The 24,120-nt window shown below is 71.1% G+C and carries 16 protein-coding genes; 6 read left to right on the forward strand and 10 right to left on the reverse strand.

The window, feature by feature from the left end:
• Nucleotides 1-26: 26 nt before the first annotated feature.
• Nucleotides 27-617 carry a hypothetical protein gene (locus P2Q00_RS16495; RefSeq protein ID WP_275773279.1) on the reverse strand — a complete coding sequence of 197 codons (591 nt, stop codon included), beginning with the start codon at nucleotides 615-617 and terminating at the stop codon, nucleotides 27-29.
• A 138-nt stretch (nucleotides 618-755) separates the two neighbouring features.
• Nucleotides 756-3,125, reverse strand: a complete 2,370-nt coding sequence (locus tag P2Q00_RS16500) for an N-6 DNA methylase (protein WP_275773280.1) — start codon at nucleotides 3,123-3,125, stop codon at nucleotides 756-758.
• A gap of 213 nt (nucleotides 3,126-3,338) precedes the next feature.
• On the opposite strand from P2Q00_RS16500, the gene P2Q00_RS16505 reads away from it, so the two are divergent.
• Both P2Q00_RS16505 and P2Q00_RS16510 read left to right on the forward strand, forming a co-directional pair.
• Entirely contained in the window at nucleotides 3,339-4,025 is a 687-nt protein-coding gene (locus tag P2Q00_RS16505) for an Rv1352/Rv1906c domain-containing protein (protein ID WP_275773281.1), read from the forward strand.
• Between the two features lie 245 nt (nucleotides 4,026-4,270).
• Complete coding sequence (locus P2Q00_RS16510; RefSeq protein WP_275773282.1) at nucleotides 4,271-4,987, forward strand: hypothetical protein; 717 nt, start codon at nucleotides 4,271-4,273, stop codon at nucleotides 4,985-4,987.
• Nucleotides 4,988-5,033: 46 nt separating this feature from the next.
• On the opposite strand, the gene P2Q00_RS16515 is transcribed toward P2Q00_RS16510, so the two are convergent.
• Nucleotides 5,034-5,780, reverse strand: coding sequence for a GNAT family N-acetyltransferase (locus P2Q00_RS16515; RefSeq protein ID WP_275773283.1), 747 nt, complete (start codon nucleotides 5,778-5,780; stop codon nucleotides 5,034-5,036).
• On the reverse strand, nucleotides 5,780-6,493 hold the full coding sequence (locus P2Q00_RS16520) for an HNH endonuclease family protein (RefSeq protein ID WP_275773284.1): 714 nt from the start codon (nucleotides 6,491-6,493) through the stop codon (nucleotides 5,780-5,782). Before P2Q00_RS16520 ends, P2Q00_RS16515 begins: the two co-directional genes overlap by 1 nt.
• 204 nt (nucleotides 6,494-6,697) lie before the next feature.
• Between P2Q00_RS16520 and P2Q00_RS16525 the strand changes: the two genes are divergently transcribed.
• A complete protein-coding gene (locus tag P2Q00_RS16525) occupies nucleotides 6,698-6,883 on the forward strand; it encodes an antitoxin (protein ID WP_275773285.1) in 186 nt (61 codons plus the stop codon).
• Between the two features lie 87 nt (nucleotides 6,884-6,970).
• Here P2Q00_RS16525 and mfd read toward each other — a convergent pair whose 3' ends face one another.
• The 3 genes from mfd to P2Q00_RS16540 form a co-directional block, all read right to left on the reverse strand.
• Complete coding sequence (gene mfd / locus P2Q00_RS16530; RefSeq protein ID WP_275773286.1) at nucleotides 6,971-10,501, reverse strand: transcription-repair coupling factor; 3,531 nt, start codon at nucleotides 10,499-10,501, stop codon at nucleotides 6,971-6,973.
• A gap of 303 nt (nucleotides 10,502-10,804) precedes the next feature.
• Nucleotides 10,805-13,384: an ABC transporter permease gene (locus P2Q00_RS16535; RefSeq protein WP_275773287.1), complete on the reverse strand. Its 2,580-nt coding sequence runs from the start codon at nucleotides 13,382-13,384 to the stop codon at nucleotides 10,805-10,807.
• A complete protein-coding gene (locus tag P2Q00_RS16540; RefSeq protein WP_275773288.1) occupies nucleotides 13,381-14,169 on the reverse strand; it encodes an ABC transporter ATP-binding protein in 789 nt (262 codons plus the stop codon). Before P2Q00_RS16540 ends, P2Q00_RS16535 begins: the two co-directional genes overlap by 4 nt.
• A 516-nt stretch (nucleotides 14,170-14,685) precedes the next feature.
• Between P2Q00_RS16540 and P2Q00_RS16545 the strand changes: the two genes are divergently transcribed.
• The 3 genes from P2Q00_RS16545 (at nucleotide 14,686) to P2Q00_RS16555 (ending at nucleotide 18,369) form a co-directional block, all read left to right on the forward strand.
• A complete protein-coding gene (locus P2Q00_RS16545) occupies nucleotides 14,686-16,098 on the forward strand; it encodes an MFS transporter (protein ID WP_275773596.1) in 1,413 nt (470 codons plus the stop codon).
• 214 nt (nucleotides 16,099-16,312) lie between these two features.
• Nucleotides 16,313-16,759 (forward strand): DUF485 domain-containing protein, encoded by a 447-nt coding sequence (locus P2Q00_RS16550; RefSeq protein ID WP_275773289.1) that lies wholly within the window; start codon nucleotides 16,313-16,315, stop codon nucleotides 16,757-16,759.
• Nucleotides 16,756-18,369, forward strand: coding sequence for a sodium/solute symporter (locus tag P2Q00_RS16555; RefSeq protein ID WP_275773290.1), 1,614 nt, complete (start codon nucleotides 16,756-16,758; stop codon nucleotides 18,367-18,369). Before P2Q00_RS16550 ends, P2Q00_RS16555 begins: the two co-directional genes overlap by 4 nt.
• 75 nt (nucleotides 18,370-18,444) lie before the next feature.
• Here the strand turns inward: P2Q00_RS16555 and P2Q00_RS16560 are convergent, their stop codons facing one another.
• From P2Q00_RS16560 to P2Q00_RS16570, 3 genes are all read right to left on the reverse strand, one after another.
• On the reverse strand, nucleotides 18,445-19,332 hold the full coding sequence (locus P2Q00_RS16560) for a cellulose-binding protein (protein WP_275773291.1): 888 nt from the start codon (nucleotides 19,330-19,332) through the stop codon (nucleotides 18,445-18,447).
• Between the two features lie 191 nt (nucleotides 19,333-19,523).
• Complete coding sequence (locus P2Q00_RS16565; RefSeq protein ID WP_275773292.1) at nucleotides 19,524-22,988, reverse strand: SUKH-4 family immunity protein; 3,465 nt, start codon at nucleotides 22,986-22,988, stop codon at nucleotides 19,524-19,526.
• An 8-nt stretch (nucleotides 22,989-22,996) separates the two neighbouring features.
• The gene (locus tag P2Q00_RS16570) at nucleotides 22,997-23,995 is read right to left on the reverse strand and encodes an SMI1/KNR4 family protein (RefSeq protein WP_275773293.1); all 999 of its coding nucleotides are present in this window, start codon (nucleotides 23,993-23,995) and stop codon (nucleotides 22,997-22,999) included.
• Nucleotides 23,996-24,120 lie beyond the last annotated feature (125 nt).

Here is a 24,120-nt window from a genome sequence, read left to right on the forward strand (position 1 = left end):
GGCGACGACACGTCCTGCCGCCACGGTCACCTTCCGCCCTCGTGGTGGCCGTCGGTGTGGCCGGGATGCTGTCGCAGATAGTCGCTGAGCTCGTCGAGTTCGGCGCGCACCTGGTCGATACGGGCGGGCGCGGGGCGCTGCGGCGGGGGCGGCGGTACGGGCGTGGGGGGCGCTGCCACCACGGGCGTCTGCGGGTGGGTGGCCGCGTACGGCGACGGGGGCTGCGGGTAGCCGTAGCCCATGCCCGGGGCCGGGGGCACCGGATGGCCGGTGTGGCGCGGCCCGTAGTGCTGTATGTCCGCGTACAGGTAATAGGCGGTGCAGGCTGCTGCATTGAGCAGCAGGATGATCATGCCCGTGTTGCCGTTCGGCGTGCTGAAGTCGTCGGTGTGGTCGGTGGCGAGGAAGCCGAAACTGATGCCGAGGACCGCCAGCGATCCGGCGAAGATCCACCAGTCGCCGCGCTTGCGGGTCACGATCGCCGCCCGCAGCGTCGCCACCCAGGCCAGGAATCCGATGCTGAGGACCGGCACCGCCACGAAGATCACGCGCAGCAGCACCAACACCCCGGTCGAGGGTCGGCGCGGCGGAGGCGCGGCGAAGCCGTGGCCCTGCATGGCTGCTCCTGGAGGCCTGATGGGGACGAACACAAACGCTGAGTCCGAGCGTATAGGCCGACAAGGACAACCGGTCACGGCTTGTACCGAACCGTTGTCCGGACCGTTGTCCTGCATCAGTCCGGCATCGGCCCGGCGTCAGTCCGGCGCGACCGTCCCGTCCGTCAGCCCGTCGTACATCCCGCGCACGAGCAGCTCCCCGAGCCGGCCCGCATGCCTGAGCGCCCCCTCGAACTCGTCCAGGGCGCGGAAGCGTTCGCCGTAGCGCCGCTGTTCTTCGAGGGGCAGCCGGGGCAGTTGGAGGCGGCGTACGTCGAGGCGGGTGGCCGTGGACGCGTAGCTGCTGGCCTGGCGGTTGTTGGCGGTGCCGCGCAGGAAGCCGGCGAGGAACCACGGGTCGAGTGCGGTGGGATCGGGGCGCAGGAGCACGAGGTTGCGCCCCAGGGCGGCGCCCGCGGTCGCGTCGTCGATCACGCGCGCGACCGAGCCGCCGCCGAGCACCGGGACGACGACGTCGCCCGGCTGTGTCAGCACGGCGTCCTCGTCGCTCTCGGGGAGCGCACCGGACGGGGCGGTTCCGGCGAGGACGTCGTGGTCGGTGAGCACGGGCACGCGCGCGTGACCGCCGTTTCCGCCGGTACGCATCACCAGGGCGCCCCCGCGCGCGAATTCGCCGACGGTGGTGAACGGCCAGCGGGGCGCGGGCTGTCCGTGATCCGCGGGCGGCGGAGTGAGGTCGGCGGTCAGCCGCAGGGTCTCACCGAGGCGTTCGCGTACGGCGGTGAGCGCGTCGGCGCCGTCGGCCGCGGCCGGGGGCGGCAGATGGCGGGCCGGGGCGAGGTCGACGTCGTCGTCGAGAAGGTCGATGACGGGGAGGGAACGGGCCAGACCCGGACGTTCCTGCAGCGTGCCGGCACGGTCGAAGGCGCCCCAGACGTCGAGCACGGCCTCACGGACGGCCCGCCAGTCGGGCCCGCCGCGCCCCTCGGTGGCGAACTGCCCGGTGTCGGCGAGCAGCACCTCGGGCTGCGCGGGCGCCTTGTCGGGACGGCGCAGCACCCACAGGTGGAGCGGGATGTTGTACGGGGGTGCAGCCCCGAGCGGCAGCGCGATGACGGCGCGGAGGGCGCCGCGGCGCAGCAGGTCGGCGCGGATGCGACGGCCGGAGCGGCGGGAGGCGGCGGCGGGCGGCATGAGGAGGACGGCGGTGCCACCGTCCTTGAGGCGGGCGAGGGCGTGCTGGACCCAGGCCAGCTCGGACTCGTTGCGGGCCGGGAAGCCGTACTCCCAGCGGGGGTCGTAGGCGAGTTCGTCGTGGCCCCAGTTGCGTTCGTTGAACGGCGGGTGGCACAGGACGGCGTCGGCCTGCAGCCCGGGGTAGGCGTCGGCGCGCAGGGTGTCGCCCGTGGCGCCGCGCACGGTGGCCTGCGTGTGCAGGGCGAGCCGGAGGGCGGTGAGCGCGGCGAGTTCGGGGGCGCTGTCCTGGGCGTACAGCTCCTGGTCGGGGCGGGGGGTGACGGAGCGCAGAAGGGCGCCGGTGCCGCAGGCGGGGTCGAGGAAGGTGCGGGCGGGACCCGCCAGGTCGGCCATGAGACCGGCGAGTTCGGCGGGGGTGAGCGTGTACTGGCGCGGGTTGGCGTCGAGATGCCGGCCGAGCAGGAACTCGAAGGTCTGCCGGGCGCCCGACTCGGCGGCGAGCTCGGCGACACCGCGCAGGAGGGGAGCGGAGGGGAGGAGTTGGGGGCCGGAGGGGGCGTGAACGGCGGGTGGGGTGTTCACAGCCGCCGATCCGCTCGCGCCGGTTGCCGGGTGAACGGGCTGTTCGGTGTTCACGGCGAGTGGGGAGTTCGGGGAGTTCACAGCAAGCGGGGAGTTCACACGGGATACCGTGCTTCCGGCCGCCGACGTGTGAACACCGGACACCGTGCCTCCGGCAGTCTGCGTGTGAACACCGGACTCGGCAGCCCCGGCCGCCCGCGTGTCCACACCGGACACGGCGCCCCCGGCCGCCCGCGTGTTGACACCCGAAGCCGCACCTCCGGCCGGCCGCGTGTGAACACCCGAAGCCGTACCTCCAGCCGCCCCGCCGTGAACACCCCGTCTCCGCCGCGCCGCCCCGAAGCGCGGCACCAGCACTTCCTCCAGTGCCCCCGTCAGCATCGCCACCAGCCGCTCGTCCGACCCCGCGCTCGCCTCCAGCCACACAGTCGGCCGGTCATGGAGGAGCAGCAGTACACAGCCGGCGTGCAGCAACGCCGTGACCGGGCCCTCGGGATGTCCGGCAAGCTGCTGCCAGACGCGCTCGCGGAGCGGGACCTCGGCGAGTTTGCCCTGCTTGCGCAGCCATGCCTCGACCTCGGCGAGTGCGAAGGACGGGCTCGTCTCGGTGCCGCCGACGGGCTTGGGGAAGTCGGCGTGGCGGCGACGCCAGTTGCTGACGGCGGCACGGCCGACGCCTGCGAGCCGGGCGATTCCGGCGGCGGTCACCTCTGTCGCGTTGTCCTGCACCCGCCCGACTCCCTTCGTTGTCGCACTGTGACGCCGAGCATACCGACGTACGCAAGATCCATGCATTCACGCCCGTGTACACACTTGGTCTTGTGAATCGTGTTGACTCGGTTCACACGCTCTGCTGTTATTGACCCAGCGAACACCGCGAACGGTGGCCGACCGGCGAACGACGGCGGTCGCCGGTCGCCGTATCCGAGGGGGGACATCGCCATGGGCATGAAGGGCAAGATCGCGCTGGGCGCCGTCGTGGGGGTCGTGGTCATCGGCGTCGTATCGGCGAACGCAGGCGCCAACGGAAACGGCTCCGCCTCCGGCACACACTCCTCCACCTCCGCGCAGCACGGCTCCGGGGGCAAGAAGGCGCAGGCCGCAGAGAAGAAGGCCGCCGGGAAGAAGAAGGCCGCGTTCGCGGGGGACGGCGACTTCCAGGTCGGTTCGGACGTCAAGCCCGGCACCTACCGCACCACCGGCAACACCGACGGCATGTGCTACTGGGAGCGCGCCAGGGACGCCAAGGGCGAGACGGACTCGATCCTGGCCAACGACAATGTCAGCGGCACCAGTTACGTCACCGTCAAGGCGACCGACAAGCTCTTCAAGTCCAACGGCTGCAAGGACTGGGAGGCCGTCGACGTCAGGGCGAAGGGCACGCCCGCCGCCACGATGGCCGGCGACGGCGGGATGTTCGGAGTCGGCACCGACATCGCCCCCGGCACCTACAGGTCCACCGGCAACACCGACGGCTCCTGCTACTGGGAGCGCACCAAGGACGCCGACCACTCGCTCCACTCGATCATCGCGAACAACAACGTGACCGGCACGGCCGTCGTCACGATCAGCGCCTCGGACGGCTACTTCAAGACGACCGGCTGCGGCGACTGGAGGAAGACGGCGTGACCCGGCCCTTCCCGTGACCGTCGGGGCGCGGCCCGGGCACCCGGCCCGGCGCCAGGTCCCCGGCCGCCCGGGCCCCCTCGGATCCGGCTGCCCCGCCCCCCGCATCTACCATTACCGCTCGCCGCTCACCGAGCCGGTTCCACCGGCCTCCACGGGCGGTCCCACCCCCCGCGCCCCGGCTGCTTCCAGCCCGCGTACGGCATGCCGTGCGCTTCCCCGTCAGCACCATCCTTTGAAGGACTGTCATGCGTCTCTCGCCTCGTATCGCCACCCTGCTCGCCGTCGCGGCGCTCCCTCTGGCCCTCACCGCCTGCTCGTCCGGTTCCTCCGACAACGGGGGCGCGGCTTCCTCCGACAGTGCGGGCGCGGCCAAGGCGAAGGACCCCAACGCCGGTCTGCCCACCGGTACGCAGTTGAAGAAGGCGCTGGCGCCCGCGTCGGCCTTCCCCGCCGGGCTCGCCCTGGAGGCCGACGGTTCCTCGGACACCGGCGGCGCGTTTCAGTCCGTGTCCGCCAGGAGCACCGCGAAGCCGGACTGCACCAGGCTGGAAGCCACGTCCTGGATCCAGGTGAGCGGCTACAAGGGGGGCGTGTCGTTCGCGCAGAACGACTACGCGAACAAGGACAAGACGCAGGAGGTCGCCCAGGAGATCGACACCTTCCAGGGCACCACGGCCGCCGCGGTGATGAAGGGCCTGCAGACCGTCGCCGCCGAGTGCGCCACGTTCACGGACACCGACGCGCACGCCAAGGTGAAGCTCACCGGCAGGTCCACGGCCGGGCTCGGGGACGAGGCCTACACGATGACGCTGACGAGCGGCACCTGGGAGAACGGCACCACCCTGATCGCGACCCGGTCCGGCAACTCGGTGGTCACCGTGCTGTCCACGGCGGGCGGCGACAACGGTGCCGCGTCCGCGAAGAAGGTGACGACGACGGTCCTCGCGGCGCTGAAGAAGTAGGCGAAGCCGGGCGGCCGGTCCTGACCGCCCGGCGCCGCCGTCTCCCCTACAGCCGGTGCCGCATCCACACGTTGGGCTCGACGTACACCGCGTACCCGCGCTCCGGTTCGCAGCGCACCGGCACCAGCGCCCCGGGCACCTCTATGTCGCCCTGGGTGTCGAAGGGCAGCCCGGTCCAGCCGCGCCACTCCTCCAGGGAGGCGGCGACGGTCATGGAGGCCGGCGCCACGCGTTCGACGGCCGCCCCGGCTCGGGCGTGGACGCGCAGCCACGGGTCGTGCGGCAGGCCGTCCTCCCGCACCCGGTGCGCGTACTCCTCGATCGGGGTGTGCGGTTCGAGGTGCTTGGCGCTGGGGCGGACCGGGGCGACGACCTCGGTGAAGCCGTGGGTGCGGGCGTTGTCCCGCATCGCCTCCAGCATCCGCCCGGACAGGCCGAGGCCCTGTGCGTCCGGGCGGACCACGATCGAGATCGCGCTGACGGTGTCGGGGCGCACCCCGCGGCGCAGGTCGGCGAAGGCCCACACGAGGACCTGGTCCCAGCCGCGGTCGGGAAGTTCGCCCCGGCCCTCGGTGTCGAGCCGGAACGGCACGCTGTAGGCGTGCGCGACGACTTCGCCCCGCTCGTTTTCGGCGAACAGCACGTGCTGCGGGAACTCGACGGGGATCCGCCCGTAGTGGGAGTCGCCCACCGGGTCCTGGGTCGTGAACTCCGCCCAACTGTCGGGCATGTCGAGCACCGCCTGCAGCATCTCGGGACGTGCGGCGAGACTCGACACCTTCAGATCTCTCATCAGTTCGCGTGGAACCGCGCCGGTGCCTCCGTCGGGTTGCCGCCGGAGGGCAGCTTCTGCCCCGGGCACTCCTTGAGCACCTTCTCCATCGCGGCCTTCTCGGCGGCGGTCACCCACAGCCCGTACTTCTTCTTCACGGCGACCTGGGAGGCGACGTACGCGCACCGGTAGGCCTTGGGCGGCACCCAGGTCGCCGTGTCGCCGTCGCCCTTGGAGCGGTTGGCGCTCGCGCCGGCGGCGAGGAGGTTGAGCGGGTCGTTGGCGAGGGCTATTCGCTTGCGGGCGTCCCAGTACTTGGCGCCCTTCTGCCAGGCATCGGAGAGGGCGACCAGGTGGTCGATGTCGACCAGGCTGCTGCCGCGCCGGTAGGTCACCTTCGTGCCGGAGTACGGGTCCGACTCCAGTACGCCGTACGACACCTTGCACTTGCCGTCGGTGAACTTCACGTCCGCCAGGTCCCGTTTGAGGATGTCGTCCCGGGTGTCGCAGCCGTTGGAGTCGGTGTCCGCCCAGGCGGTGCCGAACCTGTCCCGGGCGTAACCCGTCTTCGGCGCCCGTCCCTTCACGGTCAGCGACTCGGCGGCCGTGAGCGCGGCGCCCGAGCCCCCGGTCTCCTGCGGCCCGCCGGACCCGGTCTTCGTCTCCGCCTTGCACCCGGCCACGGCGAACACCAGCACCATGGCGGCCGCCGCCCCGCCCCTCAGACGCCTCATGGTGCGCCCTCCCCTTGCCTGTGCGACCCGCCCTCGCACGGGCGGTCTCCTCTCGTACGGCTTTCCCGTACGAGTTTCCGCACACCGTAGCGAGAGGGCGCACAGAGGCATTCATGAGGTCCAGACCACAACCAGCCCCAAGTGGGCATTCAACACATATCGGCCGTATCGTCGTTCCTGAGTCACCTTCGGAAGGAGCTCTGGATGGGCATCTTCGACAGGTTCAAGAGCAACCGCCAGGCGCAGGACAAGGCCAAGCAGATGTCCGACGCCGCGGAGCGGAAGGTGAACGAGAGAACGGGCAACAAGTACGAGAGCCAGGTCGACGAAGCCCAGCAGCGCATCGAGGGGCAGCTCGGCATGGACCGCGACAGGCCCGAACAGCCGTAAGGCCACTGTGCAGCCGTCCGCGGAACCCGCCTCCCGCGGACGGCTTTACGCGCCCTGGGGCCACGCCCCCCGACACATACTCTGCGGCTACGACCCCAGGATCGACGCCAGGAACTCCCCCACCCAGCCCAGCAACTCCCGCCCGACCAAAGGCTTTCCGCCCACCTTCGCCGTCTTCGGGCGCGGTACCAGCACCTGGTGGACCGCCGGCTTGATGACGGTCCCGGGGTACAGGCGCTTGACCCTGAGCTCCTGAGACTCCCTCAACTCCACCGGTGCGAAGCGGATGTTGTTGCCCTGCAGCACGATCTCACCGACGCCGCACGCGCGGGCGAGCATGCGCAGGCCCGCCACCAGGAGCAGGTTCTCCACCGGTTCGGGCAACTTGCCGTAGCGGTCGACGAGTTCCTCGCGGACGGACTTGATGTCCTCCTCCGTGTTGGCGGAGGCGATGGCGCGGTAGGCCGCCAGGCGCAGGCGCTCGCCGGGGGCGTAGTCGTGCGGGACGTGTGCGTCGACCGGGAGCTCGATCTTGACCTCCAGGGGCGGCTCCTCCTCCACCCCGCCCTCCAGGGAGGCCCGGTAGTCCGCGACGGCCTCGCCGACCATCCGCACGTACAGGTCGAAGCCGACGCCCGCGATGTGGCCGGACTGTTCGCCGCCCAGCAGATTGCCCGCTCCGCGGATCTCCAGGTCCTTCATGGCCACGTACATGCCCGCGCCCATCTCCGTGTGCTGGGCGATCGTCGCCAGACGCTCGTGGGCGGTCTCCGTCAGGGGCTTCTCCGGCGGGTACAGGAAGTAGGCGTAACCGCGCTCGCGGCCACGCCCCACCCGCCCGCGCAGCTGGTGCAGCTGGGAGAGGCCGAAGTTGTCGCCGCGCTCCACGATCAGGGTGTTGGCGTTGGAGATGTCGATACCGGACTCGACGATCGTGGTCGAGACGAGGACGTCGTACTTCTTCTCCCAGAAGTCGACGACGACCTGTTCGAGGGTCGACTCGGACATCTGGCCGTGGGCCGTGGCGATCCGCGCCTCGGGGACGATCTCGCGCAGCCGGGAGGCCGCCCGGTCGATCGACTCGACACGGTTGTGGATGTAGAAGACCTGGCCCTCGCGCAGCAGTTCACGGCGGATGGCGGCGCCGATCTGCTTCTCCTCGTACGGCCCGACGAAGGTGAGCACCGGGTGCCGCTCCTCGGGCGGGGTCGTGATCGTCGACATCTCGCGGATGCCGGTGACCGCCATCTCCAGGGTGCGGGGGATCGGGGTCGCGGACATGGTCAGCACATCCACATTCGCGCGCAGCTTCTTCAGCTGCTCCTTGTGCTCGACGCCGAAGCGCTGCTCCTCGTCGACGATGACCAGGCCGAGGTCCTTGAATTTCGTCTCGGAGGAGAAGAGGCGGTGGGTGCCGATGACGACGTCCACCGAGCCCTCGCGCAGTCCCTCCAGGGTGCCCTTCGCCTCGGTGTCCGTCTGGAAGCGGCTCAACGCCCTTACGTTGACGGGGAATTGGGAGTAGCGCTCGCTGAACGTCCCGAAGTGCTGCTGCACCAGCAGCGTGGTCGGGACGAGGACCGCGACCTGCTTCCCGTCCTGTACGGCCTTGAAGGCCGCCCGCACCGCGATCTCCGTCTTGCCGTAACCGACGTCGCCGCAGATCAGACGGTCCATCGGGACCGACTTCTCCATGTCGTCCTTGACCTCGGCGATGGTGGTGAGCTGGTCGGGGGTCTCCGCGTACGGGAAGGCGTCCTCCAGCTCGCGCTGCCAGGGGGTGTCCGGGCCGAAGGTGTGGCCGGGCGCGGCCATGCGCGCGCTGTACAGCCTGATGAGGTCGGCCGCGATCTCCTTGACGGCCTTCTTGGCGCGCGCCTTGGTCTTGGTCCAGTCGGCGCCGCCCAGGCGGTGCAGGGTCGGGGCCTCGCCGCCGACGTACTTGGTGATCTGCTCCAGCTGGTCGGTGGGGATGTACAGGCGGTCGCCGGGCTGGCCGCGCTTGGCGGGGGCGTACTCGACGACCAGGTACTCGCGGGTCGCGCCCTGCACGGTGCGCTGCACCATCTCGATGTAGCGGCCGACGCCGTGCTGCTCGTGGACGATGTAGTCGCCCGCCTCCAGGGTGAGCGGGTCGATGGTCTTGCGGCGGCGGGCCGGCATCCGGGCGCCGTCCTTGCCGGCCGCCTTCTGGCCGGAGAGGTCGGTCTCGGTCAGGACCGCGAGCTTGAGCGCCGGGTCGACGAAGCCGTAGTCGATCGAGCCGCACGCCACGTGCACGACGGACGGGGAGATCGTGCCGAGTTCCACGTCGAGGCGGGCCGCGATGCCCTCGCCGCCCAGCACCTCGACCGTACGGGCCGCCGGGCCGTGGCCCTCGGTGACGAACACCGTGCGCCAGCCGTCGGCGAGCCAGCCCTTGGTGTCGGCGAGGGCCTTGGCGGTGTCGCCGCGGTAGGTCTCGGGGGCGTGCATGCCGAACTTGAGGGTGTCTGCGTCCAGTTCGAGGTCCGCCGCGAACGGCGACACCGACCACCACATCATGTCCAGCTCACGCGCCCGGTCCCGGACGTCGGCGATGGACCAGAGCGAGGCCGCACCGACGTCGATCGGCGCCTCGCCGCCACCCGCGGTCGCCGCCCAGGACGCCTGCAGGAACTCCTGGGAGGTCGCCACGAGATCAGCGGCACGCGTGCGTACCCGCTCCGGGTCGCATACGACGGCCATGGCGCCCTTGGGCAGGACGTCGATCAGCAGCTCCATGTCGTCGACGAGGACGGGAGCCAGGGACTCCATGCCTTCCACGGCGATTCCCTCGGCGATCTTGCCGAGCAGCTCGCCCAGCTCCGGGTGGAGCTCGGCGAGGGCACCCGCACGCGTGCGTACGTCTTCCGTCAACAGAAGTTCACGGCAGGGCGGCGCCCACAGCCCGTGGTCGGCGACCTCCAGGGACCGCTGGTCGGCGACCTTGAAGTAGCGGATCTCCTCGACGTCGTCGCCCCAGAACTCCACGCGCAGGGGGTGTTCCTCGGTGGGCGGGAACACGTCGAGGATCCCGCCTCGCACGGCGAACTCGCCGCGCTTCTCGACGAGCTCCACGCGCGCGTACGCGGCGGCGGCGAGGGCCTCCACGATCTCGTTCAGGTCGGCGGTCTGCCCGGTCCTCAGGGCGACCGGTTCCAGGTCGCCGAGGCCCTTGACCTGCGGTTGCAGCACGGACCGTACGGGCGCCACGACCACGGAGACCGGGCCGGTCTCGGGGTCGTCGGGGCGGGGGTGGGCGAGGCGGCGCAGGACGGCGAGGCGGCGGCCGACGGTGTCGCTGCGGGGGCTCAGCCGCTCGTGCGGGAGCGTCTCCCAGGACGGGTAGTCCACGACTCGGTCCGACGGCAGCAGCGAGCGCAGGGCGGCGGCCAGGTCCTCCGCCTCCCGCCCCGTCGCCGTCACCGCCAGCACGGGGCGGCCGGTCTCGCGGGCGAGTGCGGCGACCGCAAAGGGGCGGGCCGCCGGGGGGCCGACCAGGTCGACATGCATGCGGTTGCCGTCTGCGGCCGCCTTGACGGCTTCTGCGAGGGCGGTGTCCTTGACGACGGCGTCGAGCAGACCGTGCAGGCTCATTCGGGGCGGCTTTCGTCCGGGGGTGGGCAACGCTAATCGCCCGACGCGGTGACCGGCCGGGGGGTCTCCAGCCTACGACGCGCTCCGCGTGGGTGCCGGGGCTGTGGATAACCTCCGGCGCTGCAGCCGACGTACCAGGGGGCTCCGCCCCCTGGACCCCCGATCGGCCCTTAAGGGGCCTCGTCCTCAAACGCCGGACAGGCTGAAAGACAACAAACTGCCCGGCACCGGTGAGTCCCCCAAGACTCCCCGGTGCCGGGCGCTCCCCCGCAACCCCCGTGTGCGGTGGCTGCGAATCGATCGCTACTCGGTGGCGATCGCGTTCAGCACGTTCATCCGGCCCGCCCTGAACGCCGGGATCAGTGCCGCGAACAGGCCCACGAAGGCCGAGCCGAGGAAGACCGCGGTCAGGGTCGGCCAGGGGATCTCCAGGACCTTCAGGCCCTCCAGGGCCAGCAGCTTCTGGGCGGTCGCGCCCCAGCCCATGCCCAGGCCGAGGCCCAGCAGGGCGCCGAAGAGGGCGATGACCACGGACTCCATGCGGATCATCCGGCGCAGCTGCCGCCGCGACAGACCGATCGCCCGCATCAGGCCGATCTCCCTCGTCCGCTCGACCACCGACAGGGCCAGGGTGTTCACGACACCCAGGATCGCCACGATGATCGCCAGCGCCAGCAGGCCGTAGATCATGTTCAGCAGCTGGCCGATCTGGTCCTTCAGCGCCTGCTTGTAGTCGGTCTGGTCGCGCACCTTGAACTGCGGGTATTCGTGCAGCGAGGACTTCAGCGCCTTGTACGCGGCATCCTGCTGCCCCTTCTTGGCGGTGGCGAAGACCAGCTCGTCGAGGGGCATCCTGTCGGCCGGCACGTACTTGGCAAGCGTGGCGATGGAGATGTACTTCGCGCCCTGGTCGATCACGTCGTCGCTGGTGGTTATCGCGCGCACCGTCAGATGCGCGGTGGCACCGTCCTTGAACTTGACGTCGATCTTCGAGCCGAGGTGGATCCCGTGGGCCTTGGCGAACTTCTCGTGCACGGACATCGAGTCCGGCAGGTAGGCGTCCTTGAGGTTCCCGGCGACGGTCTTCTTGCGCAGGTCGGTCGCGTACGTCGGGTCGGCCGCCGTGATGTCCGTGTCCTTGAGGACCTTGCCGTCGGGGGTGGTGTAGTCGGCCTTGGTCGTCCTGTACTCGGTGACCCGCTCAAGACCCGGCGTCGACTTCACCGCCTGCACGGCCTGCGGAGTGACCTGCTGGCCCCTGTCGTTCTGGATGATGAAGTCCGTGCCGACGGTCTTGTCGAGCTGGTCCGTGGCGGAGGCGACCATCGACGAGCCGACCACCGAGAGACAGGCGACCAGCGCGAGCCCGATCATCAGGGCGGCACCCGTGGCACCGGTACGGCGCGGGTTGCGCAGCGCGTTCCGCTCCGCCATCCGCCCGACCGGACCGAACATCCGCAGCAGCACGGCGCCCAGCACCCGCACCACGGCGGCCGCGAGCAGCGGGCCGATGACGACGAACCCGATGAGCGAGAGCACGACGCCGAGGCCCAGCCACGGCGAGCCGTCCTTCGCCTTGTCGACGTTCGCGGCCAGGTAGAGGCAGTAGCCGCCCGCACCGGTCAGCACCACGCCCACCAGGGCCCGTATCCGCCCGGCCTTCGCGTCGGCCGGGGCTCCCGCGTCCCGCAGCGCGGCCATCGGCGAGACCTTGCCGGCCCGGCGTGCGGGCAGGTAGGCGGCGAGGACCGTGACGACGACGCCGAGGAGGAGGCCGACCACCGGAGTCGTCCACGCGACCGTCAGATCGGCGGTCGACAGGTGCATGCCGATGGAGCCCATGAGCTTCATCAGCCCGACCGCGAGCCCGACGCCCGCACCGACACCGAGCACCGACCCGAAGACGCCCAGCAACAGCGCCTCGACCAGCACGGACCGGTTGACCTGCTTGCGGCTGGACCCGATGGCCCGCATCAGACCGATCTCCCTGGTCCGCTGCGCGACCAGCATCGAGAAGGTGTTGATGATCAGGAAGATGCCGACGAGGAAGGCGATCCCGGCGAAGCCGAGCATCGCGTACTTCATGACGTTCATGAAGCCCTCGACGTTTTTCTGGTTGGCGTCGGCGGTCTCCTTGGCGGTCTGCACCTTGTAGCCGGTGCCGAGCGCCGCGACGACGTTCTTCTTCAGCTGCGGGTCGGTCACCCCGGACCCGGCCGTGACGTTGACGTTCGTGTAGACGCCGGTCCTGCCGACGAGCGTCTCCTGCGCCGTCCTGGTGTCCAGGTAGAAGATCGCCGCACCGGGGTTGGTGACCTGGAAGTCGGCGATGCCGGAGATCTTCGCGTTGTGCGTGCCGACCGCGCTGATCACGGCGAGCGAGTCACCGAGCTTCAGGTGGTGCTTGTCGGCGGTGTCCTTGTCGACCATCACCTGGTCCGGCCCCTTGGGCGCCGTACCGGAGGTGATCTTCATGGTGCGGGCGTCGTTGGAGTTCCAGTTGCCGACGATGGTCGGGCCGCCGCCCTTCGGCGACAGGTTGTTCTTCTGGGCGTCTACGACGGTCACGGAGGTCGAGAAGACGGTCCCCGCGGCCGACTTCACCCCCTGGGCCGCCCGCACCTTGCCGACGACGGAGGCCGGCATGACCGGCGGCTTGCCGTTGTCGGAGGTCGTCTCCCCGCTGTCCGAGGCGCCCTTGGCGCTGACCGTCACATCGGAGGAGGTGGCCTGGAACAGCTTGTCGAAGGTGGAATTCATGGTGTCCGTGAACACGAGAGTTCCACAGACGAAGGCGACGGACAGCAGGACGGCAACGGCCGAGAGGGCCATTCGCCCCTTGTGCGCAAAGAAGTTGCGCATCGATGTCTTCAGGACGGTCATGACGTACGCCCCCGGGCGTCGAAGTCCTTCATACGGTCGAGGACGGCGTCCGCGGTCGGCTTGTACATCTCGTCGACGATCCTGCCGTCGGCGAGATACAGCACACGGTCCGCGTACGAGGCGGCCACCGGGTCGTGCGTGACCATCACGATGGTCTGCCCGAGCTCGTCGACCGACCTGCGCAGGAAGCCCAACACCTCGGCACCCGCACGGGAGTCGAGGTTCCCGGTCGGCTCGTCGCCGAAGATGATCTCGGGGCGGGCGGCCAGCGCCCGGGCCACGGCGACCCGCTGCTGCTGACCGCCGGAGAGCTGGGTCGGCCGGTGCTTGAGCCGGTCGCTCAGCCCCACCGTGTCCACGACGCGCGCCAGCCACTGCTTGTCGGGCTTGCGGCCGGCGATGTCCATGGGCAGCGTGATGTTCTCGAGCGCGTTCAGCGTCGGCAGCAGGTTGAACGCCTGGAAGATGAACCCGATCCGGTCCCGGCGCAGCCGAGTGAGCTTCTTGTCCTTGAGCCCGGTGATCTCGGTCTCGTCGAGGTAGATCTGCCCCGACGAGACGGTGTCGAGGCCCGCCAGGCAGTGCATGAGCGTGGACTTGCCGGACCCCGAGGGGCCCATGATCGCGGTGAACTGCCCGCGGGCGATGTCCACATCCACATGATCGAGAGCGACGACACGGGTCTCCCCGGCCCCGTACGCCTTGACGACCTGCCGCGCTCGCGCAGCGACGGCCGTACGCCCTCCAGTGCCCCCGTGCCTGGGAATGGTCACGGCCGAAGTCATGGTAAGTCTCCTATGTCGGTTACGAAGGTGACGCACGTGTGCTGCGTCGGCTCGGTCCTGCCGGACTTGCTGTGTTGGTTACGCGGATGAGTCTGGCCTCGCAGAGGGGTCCGGCGCGCTGGTGCTCGGCACCCTCTTCTGCTGGGGAAAACCCCACCCCCGCCGGTTCGGTCAACCACCCCTCACCGGCTCCCCAGCGGCGTAAGACCAGGTTAAGGACGCCCCCGGTCCCCTCTCCTCCTCCGGCGGTACGAACCCTCCCCGGGCCGTAGTACGGAGGAACCCCTAGGGGCAGTCCACCGACGGGTGGAGACGTTCTCGGGGTTCTGCTCCACCCACCGGTCCACCGAGCTTCCACCCTGCCGCGACGTGAGGGTCAAGTGGGAGAGTGTTCGGCGGCAGATAGATGCAGGGGGAAGGAATCCCGTGGACCCAGGGGACACAGACATACAGGCGTCGGTGACGGACGAGCGCCAGAAGGACACCGGCAGACGCGGCGCCGTCGTGGCCGCGCTGATGCTGGCGATGGCGCTGGCAGCCCTCGACTCCACCATCGTCTCGACGGCCGTCCCGCAGATCGTCGGCGATCTGGGCGGCTTCTCGGTCTTCTCCTGGCTCTTCTCCGGCTATCTGCTCGCCGTGACGGTGACGCTCCCGGTCTACGGCAAGCTGTCGGACACCTTCGGCCGCAAGCCGGTGTTGATAGCGGGCGCCGCGGTCTTCCTGCTCGGTTCGCTGCTGTGCGCGGTGGCCTGGAACATGGGGGCGCTGATCGCCTTCCGCATCCTCCAGGGCCTGGGCGGCGGCGCACTCCAGGGCACGGTCCAGACCCTGGCGGCCGACCTCTACCCGCTCAAGGACCGCCCGAAGATCCAGTCCAAACTGTCCACGGTGTGGGCGGTGTCGGCGGTCGCCGGCCCGGGCATCGGCGGCATCCTCGCGGCCTACGCCGACTGGCGCTGGATCTTCCTCGTCAACCTCCCCATAGGCGCGGTGGCGTTGTGGCTGATCGTCCGCCATCTGCACGAGCCGCAACGGGAGTCGAGCGGACGCCCCCGTATCGACTGGGAGGGCGCGCTGGCCGTGTTCGCGTGCGGAGGCGTCCTGCTCACGGCCCTGGTGCAGGGCGGGGTGGCCTGGCCCTGGCTGTCAGTGCCGTCAATTACCTTGTTCGGTACGGGACTTGGGCTGGCTGGTGTTGTGGTTCTGGTCGAACGCCGGGCGGCCGAGCCGATCATCCCCGGGTGGGTGTGGCGGCGCCGTACGATCGCCGCGGTCAATCTCGCACTCGGTGCGCTGGGGCTGCTGATGGTGGCACCGGCGGTGTTCCTGCCGACGTACGCACAGTCCGTGCTGGGCCTGGCCCCGGTGGCGGCCGGCTTCGTCCTCTCGGTCTGGACGCTGAGCTGGCCGGTCTCGGCGGCCCTGAGCCAGCACGTGTACCGGCGGATCGGCTTCCGCAACACGGCCATGCTGGGCATCGGCGTGGCGGCCCTGATCCTGTTCGCGTTCCCGTTCCTGCCGTACCCGGGCGAGGCCTGGCAGCCGGCGCTGCTGATGCTGCTGCTGGGCGGCGCGCTGGGATTGTTCCAACTCCCGCTGATCGTGGGGGTGCAGTCGACGGTGGGCTGGGCGGAACGCGGCACGACGACGGCGTCCGTCCTCTTCTGCCGCCAGACCGGCCAGACGATCGGTGCGTCGGTGTTCGGCGCGGTGGCCAACGGCGTGCTGGCCTCGCGGCTGGGCGGCGCGGGCGACCTCGACTCGGTGACACGGGGACTGGACGCGGGTGCGGTACCCGAGGCGACGCGGCGGGCGATCGCGGACGCGGTGCACGCGGTGTATCTGGGCGCGGGGTGCGCGGCCGCCGCGGCCTTCCTGGTGCTGCTGTTCCTGGCGCCTCGCCGCTTCCCGGTGCTCAAGGACTGACGATCCGGCGGCGGCGCGTCCGCCGCTTCCCGACCTCAAAAGTCCGAGTTAACGCGGGTAACACCGCAGGTCAGAATAGTAAGCGCATACCGACCGGCCAGTTTGGTGAAAACCTCGCGCGGCCCCGAACCGGCGAGTAGCGTGCGTGGCTCCGCACGCCCCCCACCTCCCTGCGGTCCCCGCACAGGACCCGAGCCACGCAAGGAGCAACGGGATGTCCTACGACCCGTATTCGTCGTACCCGTACCGCCGTCCACCGCAGCACACGCCCCCGTCGTACGACGCCACCTACCCGTGGCAGCCCCCCGCCCCACCGCCCGAACCGGCCAGACAGCGCCGGCCCGCGCAGCCCGCCCTCGGGCACCACAGCGACCTGCGGATCCTGCGCAGTGCGCACCGGTGGCAGCGGCGTACCGCCACGCTCACCGCGCTCGGCTACTTCACGCTGTTCCTGATCCTGTCGGCGTTCGCGCCGTCGTTCATGACCAGCACCGTCACCGACGGACTGCCGACCGGGCTGCTCCTCGCGCTGCTGCAGATACCCGTGACCTGGCTGGCGATCGCGCTGTACGAGCACACGGCCCGCCGCTATGTCGACCCGATCGCGGACCGCATCCGCAAGCAGTCCGAACTGGACGCCAAGCGGGAGGCGGCACGATGACGAACGGGTTCAGCGGAAACACGCAGGCCATGTCACTCGTCGCCTTCTCCGCCGTCGCCGCGATCACACTGCTGCTGTGCGTGATGACCGGCCCGGACGGCGACGACCTCGACGAGTTCTACACCGGCTACGGCTCCCTCTCCCCCATGCGCAACGGCCTCGCGATCGCCGGCGACTACATCTCCGCGGCGAGCGTGCTGGGCACCGGCGGAGTCATCGCCCTGTGCGGCTACGACGGGATCGCGCTGGCCCTGAGCACCGCCCTGTCACTGATGCTGCTGATGTTCCTGCTGGCCGAACCCCTGCGCAACGCGGGCCGGTTCACGATGGGCGACGCGCTGGCCCGCCGTATGCCCGGGCGCGGCATCCGTATCACCGCATGCGTGGTGACCATCGCCGCGCTGATGCCGCTGATGTTGGTCCAACTGGCGGGAACGGGACAGCTGTTGGCGTTCATCCTGGGGTTCTCCGGCGATGCGCTGAAGACCGGCTGCATCATCGGGCTGGGCGCGCTGATGATCAGCTACGCGGCGATCGGCGGCATGAAGGGCACCGCCCTCATCCAGATCCTGAAGATCGTGATGCTGCTCGGCTCGGGCGCCGTGGTCGCCCTGCTCGTGCTGCGGCGCTTCGACTGGGATCCTGGGGCGCTGTTCAACGCGGCTGCCGCACAGAGCGGGGTCGGTTCCGCCTTCCTGCACTCCGGCGTCGAGTTCGCGGGCAGCTCCAACCCCCGTCTGGACATGATCACTTCGGAGCTCACGGTCGTCCTCGGCGGCGCCTGTCTGCCGCACGTCACCATGCGCATGTACACCGCCCGCAGCGCCCGTCAGGTGCGCCGCTCGATGTCGTGGGCGGTGTCGTCGGTGGTGCTGTTCGTCCTCATCATGACCGTCGTCGGATTCGGCGCCACGGCACTGATCGGGCGCGCGGTGATCGCGCAGGCCGACCCGCAGGGCAACACGGCGTATCTGCTGGGCTCACGGGCGGCCTTCGGTACGGACGTGTCGGCGTCGGAGACGTTCCTGTTCACCACGGTCACCACGGCGATCTTCCTGACCCTGCTCGCCTCGGTCGCCGGGATGATCCTCGCCTGCGCCAACTCCCTCGCCCACGACGTCTTCGCCGCGCGCGTGCAGGAGATGTCGGAGCGCCGCGAGATGACACTGGCCCGGCTCTCGGCCCTCGCGGTGGGCATCCCGGCGATCCTGCTGGCCACCCTGGTCCAGCACCGCAGCCTGCAGCCCCTGGTGACCCTGTCCTTCTGCCTCGGCGCCTCCGCCATCGCCCCCGCCCTGGTCTACAGCCTCTTCTGGCGCCGTTACACCCGTACGGGCCTGCTGTGCACCCTGATCGGCGGCACGCTCGCGGTCCTGCTCGTGATGCCGGGCACCAACCTGGTCTCCGGCTCCCCCGTCGCCGCCTTCCCCGACGCCGACTTCAACTGGTTCCCGTTCACGACCACCGGCCTGCTGACGATCCCCCTGGGCTTCGCCTTCGGCTGGCTCGGCACGGTGGCCTCCGGCCGCCGGGCCTCGGAGGAACAGCGCCGCCAGTACGAGGCGGTGGAGGGGTGGATCCTCGCGGGGGCGGTCCGCAGGGGCGGGTGACCCCTGGTCGGCGGATGACGACTGTGGTCGGCGGGACGGAGGCGCGGCCTGTGCCGGGCGCCTCCGTCCCGCCCGTCACTCCCCCGACGCCGAACCCGTCAACGCCGTAAGACTGCTGCGTACGTTGTCCATCTGCACCTGCATCTCGACGGACCGCTCCTCGTGCTCCCGCAGCACCTGCTCCGTCTCCCGGACGATCTGCTCCTCCCGCAGCCGCGCCCCCGCGAGGATCTCGGCGGCACGCTCGTTGGCCTCCTCCTGGCAGCGGTGGGCGAACTCCTCCGCCTCCATGAGCGCCCGCCTCGCCTGGGCCACCTCCGCCTCCGCCCGTTCCACCCGCATCTCCTCGCGCGCATCGAGTGCGGCCGCGCGCTCGGCCTCAGCCTGCTCCACCTCGTCCCACCGGTCGGCGAACCCCTTGGCCTGCTCGGCGAGTTCCACGGTGGCGCGCTGCCGCAGCTCCCGGAGCACGCCCAGCGATTCACCACGGCTCTCCTTCACCGCACGCCGGGCGCCGACACGCAGCTCGTCGGCCACGGCGCGCGCCGCGTCGAGCCGCTGACCGGCGTATTCCTCGGCATCGGCGTGTACGGAGTCGGCGTGCGCCTGCGCGGCATCCAGTACGCCGGCCGCATACGCCTGCGCCTCCGCCACAAGACGCTGCGCCTCCTGTCGGGCCCGCTCCCGTACGGCCTCGCCCTCCTCCTGCCCGAGCCGGAAGAGATGCCGGGCGCTCTCCCCGAGCGCCTCGTACGTCTGCGGGGCCAGCTGCGCCACCGTCTCCTGCAGCTCCGCGGCCTCCATCTCCATGTCCTTGGCGAGCACGGTGAGCCGGGCTGCCCGCTCCCAGGCGGCGTCCCGGTCCAGGGAGAGGGCGTCGGCGAACGCCTCGACCTGCTCGGGACAGTAACCGCGCCCCCGTACGGCCCCGAAGCCGTGGAGCGAGACCGGTGTGCCACTCATCCTGGAACCCCTCTCCGCCGAACAGGAGCGAAATGATGATTTGGCGCACATCTTGATATATCGGGTGTAAGGGTTCATAACGCGACACTCCGCAGGTGCATCCGCATGGTGCATCCGCAGACACAAAAGGGCCGGGCCGGTCAGAACGACCGGCCCGGCCCCTCGCACGCGAGCACCTCAGGGGTGGCGCGTCACAGCAACCCGTCCCACATCTGCTCCAGCAGCACCGACCACCAGCTCTCCGGCGACCCGAGCGCCGCCGGGTCGAGGGAGGCCAGCTGGGCCTGGAAGTCGACGGTCCAGCGGCCCGCCTGCTCCTGGTTCAGCCCGAACCTCAGCCGCCACATCCGGCCGAGCAGCGCCAGGCACCGCTGGAACTCGGGCAGCCCCGTGTTCACGAACTGCGGCGGCACGGGCGCCCCGCCCGGCCCCGCCTCCACCGGCACGGCCACGATGTTCGCGGTGCCGTACTGCACACAGATCGCCCGGCCGAAGTCACTGCCCATGACGAGGTACGAGCCCGCGTCCGAGGCCGGCTGCACACCGCGCTCCTGCGCCAGTTCGGCGAGCGTCGGCACCGGCCGCCCCGGCTGGGCCTGCGCCCAGAAGAACGGCCCCATGTCCGCCGGCAGCCCCGCCGCCACCAACGAGTGCGCCACCACCGGCGGAACGCCCTGCCGGGACACCGCCTGCTGCTCGAACCGGAACACCCCCGGCCCGAACGCACCCGCCAGCTCCTGCCCCACCGCCTCCGGCGGAATCGGCGGCGCCGCCTGCACCGGCGGCAACGGCGCCCGCACCGGCGCCGGGCGGGCAGGCCCGTCCGCCACCTGGTGCAACTCGCCCTGGTGGACCAGCAGTTGCTGCATGCCCTGCTGCCGGCTCGCGTGATCGGTCCCGTACGGCGCGATGGACGCAATCCGCGCCTGCGGCCACTGCTCCCGGATCATCCGCGCACAGTACGCACCCGGCAGCTCGCACGACTCCAGCTCCGTGTGCAGCTCCAGCACCTGGTCCGGCGGCACGTTCATACCGCGCAGCTCGTGGAAGATCTGCCACTCCGGGTGTGGCGTGCCCGGCGCGGACCGCCGGATCAACTGCTGCTCGGACCCGTCCTGCGCGCGGTAGCGCAACACGGCCTGATAGCCGGGGCCGACGGTCGGCTGCCCCTGCGGCGGCGGATAGCCGTACGCCGGCGGCTGACCCGGCACGGCCTGCCCGGGCGGCGCCATACCGGGGCCACCGGGCGGCACGGACGCCTGCGGCGGCGGGGGCATACCGGGCCCACCGACCGGGGGAGCACCGGGCGCACCCACCGGAGGCCCGGCCAGCACGGTCTCGGCATGGTGCACGGCACCTCGCCCACCGGGCGAACCGGGGGCGCCGGGAGCACCGGGCATGCCGGGGGCGGCAGGGGGCTGAGCGACGCCAGGGGCGCCCGGAACGCCGGGGGGCTGCGGGGCACCAGGGCCGCCGGCCGCACCGCCGGCCGCACCGCCGGACGCACCGGGGGCGCCGGGAGCACCGGGCATACCAGGGGCGGCAGGGGGCTGGGCGACGCCGCCCGGAACGCCGGGAGGCTGCGGGATGCCAGGGCCGCCAGGAGCACCGGGGGCACCCGGGGGCTGGGGGACGCCGGGGCCGCTCGGGACACCCGGGGGCTGGGGTGAGGCAGGCATGCCCGGAGCACCCGGAGCCGGCGGACCACCAAGACCACCCGGAGCGCCATGAGCGCCATGAGCGCCCGAATGCTGCGGAACACCCGGAGAGCCAGGCGCACCCGGAGCAGCAGGAGGCTGAGGTGAGGGAGGCATGCCAGGACCGCCCTGGGCGAATGGAGCACCAGAAGCGCCGGACGGGCTGGGTACGCCCGGGGCACCGGGGAATGCCTGCGCCCCGGGCGTACCCGGAACACCAGGGGCACCCGGAGCGCCCGGAGCCAGCGGCCCACCCGCCGCACCCGGAACACCAGGAGCACCCGGAGGCTGCGGCGCCCCCCGGCCCGGGCCCATACGACCGGGATCGGCGAGCATCGTGGCGGCTTGGTGGACACTCCCCGGAGGCGTACCGCCGGGCGGGTTCGGGGCACCGGGCGGGTTCGGCAAACCAGGCGCGTTGAGCGCACCGGACTGGTTCGGCGCACCAGGCGGGTTCGGGGCACCGGGCGGGTTCGGCATGCCAGGCGCGTTCGGCACACCAGGCTGATTCGGCACACCAGGCGCGTTCGGCGCACCAGGCAGGTTCGGGCCACCAGGAGCACTCGGTGCACCCCCCGGGGCCCCCGGCGCCTGCGGAGCCCCCGGCCCGGCAGCGCCCTCGGGCCCGTCCGGACCCAGCGCCGACACCAGCTGTGTCGGAACGTACCCGCCCGCACCGGCCCCGGGCGGAGGCGGAGGCGCGCTCCCCGGCCGCGCACCCGGCATCCCGGGGGCGCCCGGCGGAGGCGGCGTGACCGAACCCCGGCGCGGCGGAGGAGCGGCCTTGCTCGTCGCGGCGTCGGCGATGTCCCCGGCGTTGGGCGCGAGCGGCCGCCCCGGGGCATCCGGCGCCCCGCCGGGCCCCTGCGGGTAGCCGTAGGAAGGCACCGGCGGCACGGGCGGAGGCGTGGCCCCCGGCCCCTGCGGATAGCCGTACGACGAAGGAGGAGGCGGCGGCGGTGTGCCACCCGCCAGAGGAGCCCCTGAAGGCGGCGCACCCGGCACCGGACCGGCACCCACCGCACCCTCCGGATACCCATACCCCGAAGAGGACGACGCAGGCGTCCCACCCGGCACAGGAGCCCCTGAAGGCGGCGCACCCGGCACCGCGCCGACGCCCGCCGCACCCTCCGGATACCCATACCCCGAAGAGGACGACGCAGGCGTCCCACCCGGCACGGGAGCCCCCGAGGACGACGCACCCGGCACCGGACCGGCACCCGCCGCACCCCCCGGATACCCATACCCCGAAGACGGCGGCGCAGGCGTCCCACCCGGCGCACCCGGCTCCTCAAGCGCCGGCTCCACCGCCGTCCGTGGCAGCCGGCTGCCGCCCGCCATCCGGGTCGTCTCGGCGTCCGGCGGTGTGTCCGGGTCGGCGTCGCTCAGCGGCGGCGCGAACACCGTCGCGGGCAGCGGCACGGAAAGGTCCTCGCCGCCGCCGTTGGTGTCGGTCCCGGCCCAGGGAGTCGCCCCGACCGGCGCACCCGCGCCACCACTCGCCCCGGCCGCCGGCCACCCCGCACCGTCACCCGACGAACCAGCCGCAGCCGCAGGCGCCCCCGCACCGGCCCGCCGATCCGCCATCCCCAACTTGTCCGCCGCCTCCTGCAACCACTCCGGCGGACTCAACAGGAACGACGTCTGATTCAGATCCACCCGAGCCGAAGCCGCAGGCACCGGCTCCGGCGCCTCGTCCGAACGGCCGTACTCCTCCTCGTACCGGCGAACCACCTCACCCACCGGCAACGACGGCCACAACGTCGCCTCACCGCTGTCCCGTGCGATCACCAGCCGCTGCAGGCCCCCGTCCGAACGCGGCCCGTCCGCCCGATCCTCGGCCCACACCACGAACCCGAGCCCGAACTCCCGCACCCGCACCTCACGATGCTGGTACGACGGCACATCACCGTTGATCCACTCCTCGGCGCGCTCCTGCGCCTGCGCGAAAGTCACCATCGCAACGCTCACTCCCCCACGGAAGAGACGGACGACACAGGAACGGGACGCGCGAAACCGCCGTCCACCATCAGATTCGCCACCGTCTCCAACTCCGGCGGATTGCCCGCCAGTCGGGACAGAAACGCATCGAAGTCCTCACCGCACGGCAGCAGCAACCGCTCCACCCGGTCCGCCGGCGCCCACGAAGGATCCACATCCCGGGCGTCGTCGTAGGCGCAGAACCACACCGAACCGAGCCGCTCGCCCTTCACCTTCACCGCCAGCAACCCGCCCTGCACAAACCCAACACCCAAGTAATCCTTGGTCAGATGGTCACGCAGACACTTGTTGACGTAGACCAGATCATTGACCGCCGCCTCGTCCCGCACCGTGAAGAACGGCTGGTCGATCAACAACCCCAACTCGGCATCCAGCGCCGCACCCACCGGCGCACACCCACCCGCCACCTTCAAGAACGAACGGTACGCACCCGGCAACCGATACCCGAGGTCCTCCTCGACCCCCTGCACCTGCAACTCCGTCACCGCCACACCCGACTTCGGCAGCCCGAAATGCGCGGGACGGGTCTCCTGAAGCGGCCGCGTCCCCCGCTTCCCCTGATCCACCGCCGACGTCGCGATCCCACCGTGATGCCGCAACAACGCCTTCACCTCGACCGGCACCAGCTCCAGCCGCCGCGCACCCACCACGTGATGCCACGTCCAACCGTGCGGCGTCGCCACCGCAGGCACCGTGTCCCACAACTCATGACCCGTCGCCGCCAACGCCGCATTCGCCGACACATAGTCCGTCAGCCGCAGCTCGTCGACACCGAAACCCTCCGGCGGCTCCGCAATCTCCGCAGCAGCACGCGCGTAGGCCGAGAAATCGGGGTAACCACGCTCGTCAACACGTACCCCTCTCGGGTGACGTGCAGCCCGGACCGGATCCGGGAAATGCACGACCTGCCCGGCGTACGCCGCATTCGGCGGCGCGGCCTGCTGCCCGAGCCGACCTGTCGTCATGGCGGTTGCCCCCTGCGGCACTCAGGTACGACCCGCAACGACCGGCCAAAACCGCCCGTCACGCCCCGTATCGACTGTCTCGTCCGTCTCGACTTCCGTCTCGACCGTCACCACACCCGTCACCA

It is taken from the genome of Streptomyces coacervatus (assembly GCF_029223485.1).
In the GTDB taxonomy this organism is placed as follows: Bacteria; Actinomycetota; Actinomycetes; order Streptomycetales; family Streptomycetaceae; genus Streptomyces; species Streptomyces coacervatus.